Origin of the sequence: Pseudonocardia sp. KRD291 (assembly GCF_019263595.1) — a bacterium.
Lineage (GTDB): Bacteria > Actinomycetota > Actinomycetes > Mycobacteriales > Pseudonocardiaceae > Pseudonocardia.
Window position 1 is genome coordinate 1 of the sequence record NZ_JADQDD010000192.1, and the last position, 12,149, is coordinate 12,149.

Genomic DNA, 12,149 nt, shown 5'->3' on the forward strand with positions numbered 1-12,149 from the left:
CCGCCGGCACTCGTGAACCAGGACATGCGCGCCACGCTCGTCGTGGCTCACGAGTGTCGCGGTGGGGACGGCGGACGGGGTGAATTAGCGTGGGGCCGTGACGATCTCTGGTTACGGATCCTGGTCGACGCCGGTGACCTCGGAGCTCGTGGTGGCCGCCGCGGTGCGCCTCGGCGCCGTGCACCCCGACGGTGACGACGTCCTCTGGGCGGAGGGCCGTCCCGCCGAGGGCGGGCGCACCCAGCTGGTCCGGCGCGCGCCGGGCGGCGAGCCGGCCGACCTGCTTCCCGCGGGCAGCGACGCGCGCACCGGCGTCCACGAGTACGGCGGCGGGGCGTGGTGGGTCGGCGACGGGTACCGCGGCAGCGGGCCGGGCCCGGTCTGGTTCGTCGAGTGGTCCGACCAGCGCCTCTACCGCCTCGACCCCGGAGCCGAGCCGCTCGCGCTGACCCCGGAGCCGTCGTCGCCGCGGGGCGACCGCTACGCCGACGGCGACGTCGCCCCGGACGGCACCTGGATGGTCGCGATCCGCGAGCACCACCCGTCGGCGGGCTGTGCGGCGACCGAGGTGCGCAACGAGATCGTCCGCCTCGACGCACGCACCCCGTCCGAGCCGCAGGTGCTGGTCACCGGGCCCGACTTCGTCGCCGCGCCACGGTTGTCCCCGGACGGCGCGGCGCTGGCCTGGCTGTCCTGGGACCACCCGTCGATGCCCTGGGACGACACCCTGCTCACCGTGCGCGACCTGGAGTCCGGCGACGAGACGGTCGTCGCCGGCGGGCGCGGGGAGTCGGTGACCGAGCCGCGGTGGCAGCGCGACGGGTCCCTGACGTTCCTCTCCGACCGCACCGGCTGGTGGAACCTCTACCGGTGGCTGCCGGGCAGCGACATCGAGACCCTGGTCCGGATCGACGCCGAGATCGGCGTGCCCGGCTGGGCTCTCGGCGGCTCGCGCTACACGCTGCTCGACGACGGACGCGTGGTGTTCGCCCGCTCCTGCGACGGTTTCGACGCGCTGGTGCTGCGCGGCACCGACGGCGAGATGACCGCGCTGGACCTGCCGTTCTCGGTGATCGGGTCGGTGCACGCGAGCGGGCCGGACTCGGTCGTGCTGGTCGCCGGCAGCCCGAGGGCCGAGCCGGGCGTGCACCGGGTGGCGCTGACGCCCGCCGGGCCCCGCACCGAGACCCTGCGTGCGCCGCGCGACCTCGGCCTGGACCCGGAGCTGATCTCGGAGCCGGAGCCGATCTCGTTCCCGTCGCACGACGGGCACGGCGAGACCCGCACCGCGCACGGCCTCTACTACCCGCCCACGGCCGCGCAGGACGGCCCCGATGGCGAGCTGCCACCCCTGCTGGTGATCATCCACGGCGGACCGACGGCGTCCGCGGCGCCGGTGCTGTCGGTGAACGTGCAGTACTGGACGACCCGCGGGTTCGGCGTCGTCGACGTCGACTACGGCGGCTCGACCGGGTACGGGCGCGAGTACCGCGAGCAGCTCAAGGGTGCCTGGGGGATCGTCGACGTCGCCGACTGCCTGGCCGCGGCGAGCTTCCTGGCCGGGCAGGGCCGGGTCGACCCGGACCGGCTCGCGATCCGCGGCGGCTCGGCCGGCGGCTTCACCGTGCTGGCCGCCCTGGCCCGCCCCGACACCCCGTTCGCGGCCGGCGCCGACCACTTCGGCGTCGCCGACCTCGAGGCACTGGCCGCCGACACCCACAAGTTCGAGTCCCGCTACCTCGACGGCCTGGTCGGGCCGTACCCGGCCGAGCGCGAGGTCTACCGTGCGCGGTCGCCGATCAACCACGTCGAGCTGTTCTCGAAGCCGCTGATCGTGCTGCAGGGCGACGAGGACGCGATCGTCCCGCCGAACCAGTCCGAGATGATCGTCGACGCGCTGCGGGCCCGGAAGGTGCCGGTCGCCTACCTGCTGTTCGAAGGCGAGCAGCACGGCTTCCGCAAGGCCGAGAACATCCGCCACGCCCTCGACGCCGAGCTGAGCTTCTACGCCCAGGTGTTCGGCTTCGACCTCCCGCCGGAGGAGGGCATCGAGCCGGTCACGGTGGAGAATTTGCGCTGAGCAGGTGGTGCGCGGATATCACTGCTCGGCAGTGATATCCGCGCACGGGATTGTTACTGTGCGGCGCCGCTGCCGACGAGCGACTGGAGCTCGGGGTCCCTGGGCGCCGTACCGCCCGCCTTCGGGCCGCGGGACAAGCGTCGCTCCAGGAGCTTGGACAGGCCCGAGAGCAGCAGGCACATCGCGATGTAGATCGCCGCGATGACGAGCGCGACCGGCAGGATCGGGGCCCCGAGCTGGGTCTGGCTGCCCAGGAAACGCGCCTGGTAGAGCAGCTCCGGGTACAGGATGATGAACCCGAGCGCGGTGTCCTTGAGGACCACCACGAGCTGGCTCAGGATCGTCGGCAGCATCGCCCGCAGCGCCTGCGGGAGCAGGACCGTGGTCATCACCTGGGTCTTGCGCATCCCCAGCGCGTAGGCCGCCTCGCTCTGCCCGCGCGGCAGCGAGCGCACGCCCGAGCGGAACACCTCGGCCAGGACCGACCCGTTGTAGAGCATCAGGCCGACCACGAGAGCCCAGAACGCGGAGATGTCGATGCCCAGCCCGCGCGAGATGCCGTAGTACAGGATGAAGATCAGGACCAGCAGCGGGATCGCGCGGAAGAACTCCACCACCGCGGTCGCCGGACCGCGGATCCAGCCGTGGTCGGACAGGCGCCCACCGGCGAACACCGCGCCGAACACCAGCGACAGCACCGCGGCGACGGCGAACGCGCTCAGCGTGGCGAGCAGCGCGTCCAGCAGCAGGTACTGGATGTTGACGTAGAGGATCCACTCCCACAGCCGCGGGGAGAACTGGCCCGCGGCGAAGAAGCGGTAGAGCACGAACCCGAGGATCGCGACGATCACCAGGGTGCCGAGGACGCCGATCAGGGTGTTGCGACGCCGAGCGGCCGGACCGGGGACGTCGTACAGGACGCTGCTCATGCCGCCTCCGCGGGAAGAAGTACGTCGGCGGTCTTCATCGGGACACGCTCCACCGGGCGTCGAGGCGGCGCTGCAGCAGTGTCAGCGGGACCACCAGGATCAGGAAGCCCAGCGCCACCCACAGCAGGCCGATGAGCACGTTGTAGCCCCGCTCGGACAGGCTCGCGTAGATGCCGCCCGCCTCGACCACGGAGAAGCCGGCCGCGATCGTGGTGTTCTTCAGCAGCGCGATCTGGATGTTGGTCATCGGCGGGACGACGGCGCGGACGGCCTGTGGAAGCACCACCTGCGACAGCGTCTGGGTGAAGGTGAACCCCAGCGCCCGCGACGCCTCGGCCTGCCCGACCGGCACCGTGTTGACCCCGGAGCGGATCACCTCGCAGACGAACGCGGCGGTGTAGAGCGTGAGCCCGGTGGCCGCGAGCGCGAAGAACGACAGGTCGACCAACCCCAGCCGCGGGTAGGCGAAGGCGAAGAAGAACAGGACCAGCGTCAACGGGGTGTTGCGCAGGACATTGACGTAGAGCGTGCCGAACACGCGCAGCGCCGGGACCGGGCTGACCCGCAGCGCCGCGATCAGCAACCCCAGGATCAGCGAGCCGATCCCGGCCAGCACGAACAGCTCGATCGTGCCGAGGAAGGCCACGCCGTAGAGATCGAGGTTGTCGAACAGGACGTCCACGCCCAGCCCCTTCCGTGCAGGGTCACGCCGACGTCCGGGGTGGCGGAGTCCCGACCACCCCGGACGGGGCGAGGATCAGTAGCGGGCCAGCGCCGGCGGCGAGGCCGGGGTGCCGGACTTGCCCAGCGTGCCGTCGTAGATCTTCTGCCAGGTGCCGTCGGAGAACGAGGCCTGCAGGATGTCGTTGACCTTGCCGCGGATCGCGGTGTCGTCCTTCTTCAGACCGACGCCGTACTTCTCGGTGTCCGGGGTGGGGAAGGGCTGACCGACGATCTTGAGCTGGTCCGGCGCCTGCGCCGCGTAGCCCTTGAGGATCGCCTCGTCGGTGGTCACGACGTCGACCTGGCGGTTGCGCAGCTGGTCCACGCATTGGGTGTAGGTCTGGAACTGCACGATGTTCCCGGGCTCGGTGAGGCCCTGGTCGCTCACCCGCTGGATCGGGGTGGACCCGGTGACCGAGCAGACCTTCTTGCCCTTGAGCGTCTGCGGGCCGGTGATCGCGGTCTCGTCCGAGCGCACGAGCAGGCCCTGACCGGTGACGAAGTAGGGGCCGGCGAACGCGATCTGCTGCTTGCGCTTGTCGGTGATCGAGTAGGTGCCGACGTAGTAGTCGACCTCGCCGCGGGCGATGGCGCTCTCGCGTGCTGCCGAGGGCACCGACTTGAAGTCGATCTTGTCGGGGGAGAAGCCGAGCTGCCCGGCGACCTGGCGGGCGATGTCGATGTCGAAACCGGAGTACTGGTTCGTCGTCGCGTCCTTGAAGCCCAGGCCGGGCTGGTCGTCCTTGACGCCGACCACGACACGGCCGCGCTGCTGCATCGCCGCGAACGTGGGCGAGCCCGCGACCTGGACGTTCTCGGCGACGGTGGGGGTGAACGTCGAGGCCTCGGCGCCGGGGCCGCCCTCGCGCCCGCAGGCGCTCAGGGCCAGGGCGCCGGCCAGCAGGCCGGCGACCAGGATTCGTGTCTTCTTCATGGTCGATCTCCGATCGGGGTCGAAGGGTTCAGCTGCGCAGACGCTCGTTCCGCAAGCTGCTCTCAGTACGGAGCTTCGTTTCGCAAGCTGCTCTCAGTGCGTAAGAATCTTGCCGAGGAAGTCGCGCGCCCGGTCGGTGTCCGGCTTGGTGAAGAACGCCTCGGGGGTGGAGTCCTCGGCGATCTCGCCGTCGGACATGAACACGACCCGGTGCGCGGCGCGGCGCGCGAAGCCCATCTCGTGGGTGACCACGACCATCGTCATGCCGTCCGAGGCCAGGCCGGTCATCGTGTCGAGGACCTCCTGGACCATCTCCGGGTCCAGGGCCGACGTCGGCTCGTCGAACAGCATGACCTTGGGCGTCATGGCCAGGGACCGTGCGATCGCGGCGCGCTGCTGCTGACCGCCGGAGAGCTGGGCCGGGTACTTGTCCTTCTGGTTCGCGATGCCGACACGGTCGAGCAGCGCCATCCCCGCCTTCTCCGCGTCCTCGCGCTTGGCGCGGCGCACCTTCTGCGGGGCCAGCGTGACGTTCTCGAGGATCGTCTTGTGCGCGAAGAGGTTGAAGCTCTGGAACACCATCCCGACGTCGGCGCGCAGCCCGGCCAGGGCCTTGCCCTCGGCCGGCAGCGGGGTGCCGTCGACGGCGATCTCGCCGGAGTCGATCGGCTCCAGGCGGTTGATCGCACGGCACAGCGTGGACTTGCCGGACCCGGACGGCCCCAGCACGACCACGACCTGCCCGCGGGCGACCTCGAGGTTGATGTCGCGGAGCACGTGGAGATCGCCGAAGTGCTTGTCGACGCCGGTCATCCGGATCATCGGCGTGCCGCTCGGGGTACGGGCGGGCGACGACGACGATGTGTCAGCGGTCATAGTGGCCTCCGGGCATGGGCCGAAGCCTGGGCGGATCGGACACCGCAGTCCACCACCTTGAGGAACGCTTAGGGTTTCGCTGGGATAACGACATTCCCGGCGCCGGAGCCGGAGGGGAGAGCGGTGCACATCCTGCTGATCGAGGACGACGACCGCGTCGCTGCCGCGCTGCGCCCGGCGCTGCACCGCCACGGCATGTCCACCACCCGTCTCGACCACGGCAGAGGCGCCGTCGACCGCCTCGACGGCGTCGACGTGGTCCTGCTCGACCTGGGCCTGCCCGACATCGACGGGATGGACGTATGCCGCGCGATCCGCGAGGTCAGCGAGGTACCGGTGCTGGTGGTGACCGCGCGCGGCGAGGTCGACGACCGCATCCTCGGCCTGCACTCCGGCGCCGACGACTACCTGGTCAAGCCCTACGACATCGGAGAGCTGGTGGCCCGGGTGCACGCGGTGTACCGGCGCCGCCGGGTGCCGGGCGGGGTGGGGCCGGGTTCCGGGACCGGCGAGGACAGTGTCGAGGTCGGCGACGTCCGGGTCGACCTGGGCCGGCACCTGGTCGTCGTGGCCGGCGAGAACGTCACGCTGACCCGCAAGGAGTTCCAGGTCCTGGCCATGCTCGCCCGGGCCGACGGCGCGGTCTGCACGCGCAGCCAGATCGTCGCCGAGGTCTGGGGCAAGAGCTGGCCGGGCGCCAACCGGACGCTCGACGTGCACGTGGCCACGCTGCGCACCAAGCTCGGCCGCCCGGAGCTGGTACAGACCGTGCGCGGCGTCGGCTACCGCTTCGCCGCCGACGGGTGAGGCGGGGATGCGCAGCCGGTTGCTGGTCATCGTCCTGGCCCTGGTCGGGCTGCTCGCGGTCGGTCTGGGCGTGCCGCTGGGCATGATCGACGCACAGCGCAGCCAGGAGGAGGTGTTCACCGACCGGCTCACCGACACCATCTCGTTCGCCTCCGGAGCGCAGCGGCCGCTGATCGAGTCCGACGGCGGCCGGTCGTCGACGGTCGCGTTCGCCGCCGAGATCGCCCGGTACGACCAGGTCTACGACGTGGCGGTGCTCGTCTACGACCGTGCCGGGCAGATCGTCGCGTCGTCGCGCCCGCGGGTCCCGCAGCTCTCCGACGACACGCAGCAACGGCTGCGGGTCGCGCTGGCCGGGCGGCGCTCGACCGCCTACGACCTGCTGATGCCCTGGGACACGCGCCCGATCGTGCTCGCCGAGCCGGTGCTCGTCGACGGTGAGGTGGTGGGTGCGGCGATGACGATCTCGCCGACCGACGCGCTGCGCGCCGCCGAGCTGCGCACCTGGGCCGTGGTGGCGGGGGCGGTGTTGCTGGCGCTGCTGCTCGGCGTGCTGGTGGCGCTGCCGGTGGTGGCCTGGATCCTGCGCCCGGTCCGCCGCCTGGACGAGGGGATGGGTCGGGTGGCGTCCTCGGTGCTGGCCGGCGGCGACGCCGAGCCGGTCGCCGAACGCGCCGGGCCGCCGGAGCTGCGGCGGCTGTCCACCTCGTTCGACCGGATGACCGACACCGTCACCCAGGCCATGACCGCGCAGCGCGCGTTCGTCGCCGACGCCAGCCACCAGCTGCGCAACCCACTGACCGCACTGCACCTTCGCCTGTCCAACCTGGACGGCCAGGTGCGCCCGGACGCCGTGGACGACCATTCGGCGGCCCTGGAGGAGGCCGAACGCCTGTCCCGGGTGCTCGACGGGCTGCTCGCGCTGGCCCGTGCCGAACGGGTCCCCGACGGCGAGGGCGAGTCGGATGTGGACGAGGCCGTGCGGGACCGGCTGGAGGCCTGGCGCCCGCTGGCCGAGCACCAGGGGGTGACGCTGCGCCGGTCCGGCCCGGCCGGTCTCCGGGCGCGGATCGCGCCCGGTGGTATCGAGACCGTCCTGGACGCCGTGCTGGACAACGCGTTGAAGTACACGCCCTCCGGCGCGCAGATCCGGGTGGCGACCCGGCGCGACGGCGACCGGGTCGGCGTCGTGGTCGCCGACGGCGGGCCGGGGATGGACGCCGAGCAGATGGCGCGGGCGACCGACCGGTTCTGGCGGGCGCCGGGGCAGAGCAACGTGGAGGGCAGCGGGCTCGGTCTGGCCATCGCCGAGCGCACCGTGGAGCTCGCGGGCGGGGAGTTCCGCCTCGGGTCCGACGTGGGTGGTGGGCTGCTGGTGACGGCGCTGCTCACGGCTGCGGAGCGCGACCGCAACGGCACCGGGACGGCCTAGAGCACAGGCCCGACACCGGCCCGGTACCGGCCTAGTACCCCTTGGTGGAGCGGTAGAACTCCTCCGCGCCCGGATGCAGCGGGATCGGCTGGGTGCCGATCGCCGAACGGGAGTCGATCGTCACCGCGGCCGGGCTCGCCGCCGCCAGCCGGGGCTGGGCCTGGAACGCCGCCTCGATCAGGGCCCGCGCCTCGTCGGCCTCCATCGCGGCCGTGACGAGCAGTGCGTTGCGCACGGTCAGCGTGCTGACCGGCCCGGGCAGGCCGTAGGTGTCGGCCGGGACGGTGCCCACCGAGTAGACCGGGAAGCGCTCGCGCAGCCGGGGGAGGACGTCGGTGAGGTCGAGCAGCCGGATCGGGAGCTGTGCGGCCAGGGCGCGGACGCCGTCGGTGGGCACGCCGCCGGACCAGAAGAACGCGTCGATCGCTCCCGCGCGCAGCGCGTCCGTCGCGTCGCCCAGGCCCAGCTCGGCGCGCGTGCCGAGCCCGGCGACCCCGACCCCGGCGACGTCGAGCAGCCGGGCCGCGATCGGCTGGTAGCCGCTGCCCGAGGGTCCGATCGAGACCCGGGCGCCGCGCAGGTCGGCGAGGCGGGTGAACCGCGCGTCGCGACGGACCACGACGTGCGTGGCGTCGTCGTAGAGGCGGGCGAGCGCGCGCGGGGCGGACGGGGAGCCGGGGTCGATGCGGTTCGCGTAGACCTCGGCCACGTCGATCTGGCTGATCGCGAGCTGCGCCTGCCCGCTGCCCAGCATCTCCATGTTCTGGCCCGAGCCGGCCGTCGACAGCACCCGGGGCGGGTCCAGGCCCGGGCGCTCCGCCCAGATCCCCGCCAGCGTCTGGGCCAGGCTCAGGTAGACACCCGGCGCGACACCCCCCGCGATGACCAGCGCGGGTTCCGGCGCGGACGCGGTGCAGGCCGAGACCCCCGGCAGCGCGAGGCCCAGCCCGGCGGCGCCGGCCACGCGCAGCACGACCCGCCGTCGTACCTGCGGTGATCGGCCCGGTCCCACGCGCGCATTGTGGCGGTGCGCCCGCCCCGCGGTCGAGTGCGGGCAGGCGTCGCGGGCGGTGCGGCGGGCCGCTGCCACGGCGCCTACCCTCGGTGGTTGTGAGCCGCAGCTACGCCGTGCGCACCTACGGGTGCCAGATGAACGTGCACGACTCCGAGCGGATGGCCGGGTTGCTCGAGGCCGCCGGGTACTCCCGGTCCGACGAGCCCGACGCCGCCGACGTCGTCGTGTTCAACACGTGCGCGGTGCGCGAGAACGCGGACAACAAGCTCTACGGCAACCTCAGCCACCTGGCGCCGATCAAGCGCGAACGGCCGGACATGCAGGTCGCGGTCGGCGGCTGCCTTGCCCAGAAGGACCGCGAGACCATCGTGGCGCGCGCGCCGTGGGTCGACGTCGTGTTCGGCACGCACAACGTGCACGCGCTGCCGGTGCTGCTCGAACGCGCCCGGCACAACGAGCGCGCCCAGGTCGAGATCGCCGAGTCGCTCGAGGTGTTCCCCTCGACGCTCCCGGCGCGGCGCGAGTCCGCCTACGCCGGCTGGGTGTCGATCTCGGTGGGCTGCAACAACACCTGCACGTTCTGCATCGTCCCGGCACTGCGGGGCAAGGAGAAGGACCGCCGCCCCGGCGACGTGCTCGCCGAAGTGCAGGCCCTGGCCGCCGACGGCGTGCTGGAGGTGACCTTGCTCGGGCAGAACGTCAACGCCTACGGGCAGGAGTTCGGCGGGGAGATGAGCAGGGGGGCCTTCGCGAAACTCCTGCGCTCCTGCGGCGACGTGGAGGGCCTGGAGCGCGTCCGGTTCACCTCCCCGCACCCGCGCGACTTCACCTCCGACGTGATCGCCGCGATGGCGCAGACCCCGAACGTCTGCCCGCAGCTGCACATGCCGCTGCAGTCCGGCTCCGACGACGTGCTGCGCCGGATGCGCCGCTCCTACCGCTCGTCGCGGTTCCTGTCGATCCTCGACGAGGTGCGCGAGTCGATCCCGGATGCGGCGATCTCGACCGACATCATCGTCGGGTTCCCGGGCGAGACCGACGCCGACTTCGAGGCCACCCTCGACGTGGTCCGTCGCGCCCGGTTCGCGAACGCGTTCACGTTCCAGTACTCGCCGCGGCCCGGCACCCCCGCCGCCGAGCTGGACGGGCAGCTGCCGAAGAAGGTCGTGCAGGAGCGCTACATGCGGCTCGCCGCGCTGCAGGAGGAGATCTCCTGGGCCGGCAACCGCGCGCAGGAAGGTCGTGAGCTCGAGGTGCTGGTCTCCAGTGGGGAGGGCCGCAAGGACGGTGCCACCCGTCGGCTCTCCGGCCGGGCCCGGGACGGGCGCCTGGTGCACTTCGCTCCCGCCGGCCCCGGCGACGCGCAGCCGCGCCCGGGCGACGTGGTGACGGTGCGCATCGACTACGGCGCCCCGCACCACCTGGTCTCCGACGGCGGGGTGATCACCCACCGCCGCACCCGGGCCGGTGACGCGTACGAGGCCGGGGAACGGAGCGGGCCGGTCCCGACGACGCTCGGCCTGCCGGCGTTCGGCAGGCCCCCCGCGGAACCCGAGGCCGCCGGCTGTGGCGTGCCCGCGACGTCGGCGGCGGGTGCCCGGTGAGCGCCGACGGACGGCGTTCGCGGGCCGAGGTCCCCGAGGAGCTGCGCGAGCTCGACGCCGAGATGGCCGGGTTGCCGGACCGGATCGAGCGCCGGTTCGACCCGGGCCCGCGGGCGGTCGTGGTCGCGGTGGGCGTGCTGGCGCTGATCGGCTCGGTGCTGTTGCCGTGGATCGGTGGCAGCCCAGGCTGGGAGGTCTTCGCGGGCACGGCCGAGTACGGCCCGCTGCCGCGGCTGTTCACCTACACGATGATCGCGTTCGGGGTGCTGGGCTCGGTGCTGGCGCTGCTCACCCGGCGCTGGGTCATCGCGTTCGTGTGCGCCGTCGGCTGCGGGATCTCCACCGTCAACGGGATCTGGGCGATCTGGTCACGCCAGATCGGGGCGGACAGCGGCCTCGCGCCCCCGCAGGCCGGGCTGGTCCTCGGCGCGGTCGGGATCCTGGTGCTGACGTTCACCTGGGCCGGGGTGGCCCTGCGCCGGACCTGAGCGCGGCCCCAGGTCCCCGCCGGGCAGGCCGAGCCACCCCGCGCCGGTCAGCGCTGCTCGACGGCCTGCTCGGCGGCGGTGAGCCACTCCTTCCACTGGTCGGCCTGACGCCGCGCGTCGGCCTCGCGGCGGGCGTCGCCCGCGGCACCGGCCTTCTCCGCCTGCGCCTCGAACTGGGCGACCTTGGTGCGGAACTGCTCCAGGCGGGCCTGGGCCTCCGGGTCGGAGCGCCGCCACTGCTTGTCCGCGGCGTCGGACACCTTCTCCTCGACGCTGCGCAGCCGGCCCTCGAGGGTGCGGATGTCGTCGCGCGGGACCTTGCCGATGTCCTCCCAGCGGGCCTGGATGCCGCGTAGCGCGGCCCGCGCGGAGTCCGGGTCGGACAGGTCGATCCGCTCGGCCTCGGCCAGCAGCGAGCGCTTGGCCTCGCCGTTGGCCGCGAACTCCGCGTCGCGCTCGGCGAAGGACTCGTTGCGGCGGGCGAAGAACGTGTCCTGGGCGCCGCGGAAGCGGGCCCACAGCGCGTCGTCGGTGTCGCGGTGTGCGCGCCCGGCGGCCTTCCACTCGGCCATCATGTCGCGGTAGCGGGCGCCGGTGCCGGCCCAGTCGTCGGAGTCGGCGAGGGACTCGGCCTCGACCGCGAGCTCCTCCTTGCGCTCCTTGGCCACGGTGCGCTGGCGGTCGAGGTCGGCGAAGTGCGAGCCGCGGCGCCGGTTGAACGACTCGCGGGCCTTGGAGAAGCGCTTCCAGAGAGCCTCGTCGGTCTTGCGGTCGACCCCCTTGATCGTGCGCCACTCGTCGAGGATCGCCTTGTAGCGGTCCCCGGCCTCCTTCCACTGCGTGGAGTCCTCGGCCAGCTTCTCGGCCTCGACGGCGAGCGACTCCTTGCGCGCGAGGGCGTCGGCGCGGGCCTTGTCCCGGCCCGCCTTGGCCGCGGCCACCCCGGACTCGGCACGTCCGGCGAGATCCTCCAGCCGCGAGCGCAGCGCCGGTACGTCACCGACGACCGAGGCCGAGCCGAGCCCGTCGAGCAGGGAACGGATGCCGGTGCGGGTGGCCTTGGCGTCGCCGCCGCCCTCGAGCCGTGCGGCCAGCACCTCGGTCTCGGTGACCAGGTCGTCGAAGCGCCGGGCGAAGTGCTCCAGGCCCTCCTGCGGGGTGCCGGCGTGGAACGAGCCGATCACCCGCTCGCCGTCGGAGGTGACCAGGTGGACGGTGCCGTCGTCGTCGGCGCGGCCCCAGCGCGACGGGTCCGGCGAGC

11 protein-coding genes are annotated in these 12,149 nt (G+C 72.9%); 5 read left to right on the top strand and 6 right to left on the bottom strand.

Annotation, left to right across the window (positions count from 1 at the left end; all coding sequences use genetic code 11):
- The first annotated feature begins 97 nt into the window (after positions 1-97).
- Positions 98-2,080, top strand: coding sequence for a S9 family peptidase (locus I4I78_RS33920; RefSeq protein ID WP_218613462.1), 1,983 nt, complete (start codon positions 98-100; stop codon positions 2,078-2,080).
- 53 nt (positions 2,081-2,133) lie between these two features.
- Here I4I78_RS33920 and I4I78_RS22550 read toward each other — a convergent pair whose 3' ends face one another.
- From I4I78_RS22550 to I4I78_RS22565, 4 genes are all read right to left on the bottom strand, one after another.
- Positions 2,134-3,009, bottom strand: coding sequence for an amino acid ABC transporter permease (locus I4I78_RS22550; RefSeq protein ID WP_218613463.1), 876 nt, complete (start codon positions 3,007-3,009; stop codon positions 2,134-2,136).
- 34 nt (positions 3,010-3,043) lie between these two features.
- Complete coding sequence (locus I4I78_RS22555; RefSeq protein WP_218613464.1) at positions 3,044-3,691, bottom strand: amino acid ABC transporter permease; 648 nt, start codon at positions 3,689-3,691, stop codon at positions 3,044-3,046.
- Between the two features lie 75 nt (positions 3,692-3,766).
- On the bottom strand, positions 3,767-4,666 hold the full coding sequence (locus tag I4I78_RS22560) for a glutamate ABC transporter substrate-binding protein (protein WP_218613465.1): 900 nt from the start codon (positions 4,664-4,666) through the stop codon (positions 3,767-3,769).
- Between the two features lie 93 nt (positions 4,667-4,759).
- Positions 4,760-5,488 (bottom strand): amino acid ABC transporter ATP-binding protein, encoded by a 729-nt coding sequence (locus I4I78_RS22565; RefSeq protein WP_218613471.1) that lies wholly within the window; start codon positions 5,486-5,488, stop codon positions 4,760-4,762.
- Positions 5,489-5,665: 177 nt separating this feature from the next.
- On the opposite strand from I4I78_RS22565, the gene I4I78_RS22570 reads away from it, so the two are divergent.
- Positions 5,666-6,349 (top strand): response regulator transcription factor, encoded by a 684-nt coding sequence (locus I4I78_RS22570; protein ID WP_218613466.1) that lies wholly within the window; start codon positions 5,666-5,668, stop codon positions 6,347-6,349.
- Positions 6,350-6,356: 7 nt separating this feature from the next.
- On the top strand, positions 6,357-7,781 hold the full coding sequence (locus I4I78_RS22575; protein ID WP_218613467.1) for a HAMP domain-containing sensor histidine kinase: 1,425 nt from the start codon (positions 6,357-6,359) through the stop codon (positions 7,779-7,781).
- 31 nt (positions 7,782-7,812) lie between these two features.
- Here the strand turns inward: I4I78_RS22575 and I4I78_RS22580 are convergent, their stop codons facing one another.
- Complete coding sequence (locus I4I78_RS22580; RefSeq protein WP_308252295.1) at positions 7,813-8,793, bottom strand: TAXI family TRAP transporter solute-binding subunit; 981 nt, start codon at positions 8,791-8,793, stop codon at positions 7,813-7,815.
- A gap of 98 nt (positions 8,794-8,891) precedes the next feature.
- Here I4I78_RS22580 and miaB point away from each other — a divergent pair, with 98 nt between their 5' ends.
- Both miaB and I4I78_RS22590 read left to right on the top strand, forming a co-directional pair.
- Positions 8,892-10,400, top strand: coding sequence for a tRNA (N6-isopentenyl adenosine(37)-C2)-methylthiotransferase MiaB (gene miaB, locus I4I78_RS22585; RefSeq protein WP_218613468.1), 1,509 nt, complete (start codon positions 8,892-8,894; stop codon positions 10,398-10,400).
- The gene (locus tag I4I78_RS22590; RefSeq protein ID WP_218613469.1) at positions 10,397-10,888 is read left to right on the top strand and encodes a hypothetical protein; all 492 of its coding nucleotides are present in this window, start codon (positions 10,397-10,399) and stop codon (positions 10,886-10,888) included. Before miaB ends, I4I78_RS22590 begins: the two co-directional genes overlap by 4 nt.
- A 47-nt stretch (positions 10,889-10,935) precedes the next feature.
- On the opposite strand, the gene I4I78_RS22595 is transcribed toward I4I78_RS22590, so the two are convergent.
- On the bottom strand, positions 10,936-12,149 hold a 1,214-nt coding region (locus I4I78_RS22595), incomplete at its 5' end, for a DUF349 domain-containing protein (RefSeq protein ID WP_218613470.1).

Bases quoted from the DNA above. Each gene is read 5' to 3' on its own strand.
- I4I78_RS22575 (WP_218613467.1), top strand. From the start codon at position 6,357: ATGCGCAGCCGGTTGCTGGTCATCGTCCTGGCCCTGGTCGGGCTGCTC.
- I4I78_RS22550 (WP_218613463.1), bottom strand. From the start codon at position 3,009: ATGAGCAGCGTCCTGTACGACGTCCCCGGTCCGGCCGCTCGGCGTCGC.
- I4I78_RS22560 (WP_218613465.1), bottom strand. From the start codon at position 4,666: ATGAAGAAGACACGAATCCTGGTCGCCGGCCTGCTGGCCGGCGCCCTG.
- I4I78_RS22565 (WP_218613471.1), bottom strand. From the start codon at position 5,488: ATGATCCGGATGACCGGCGTCGACAAGCACTTCGGCGATCTCCACGTG.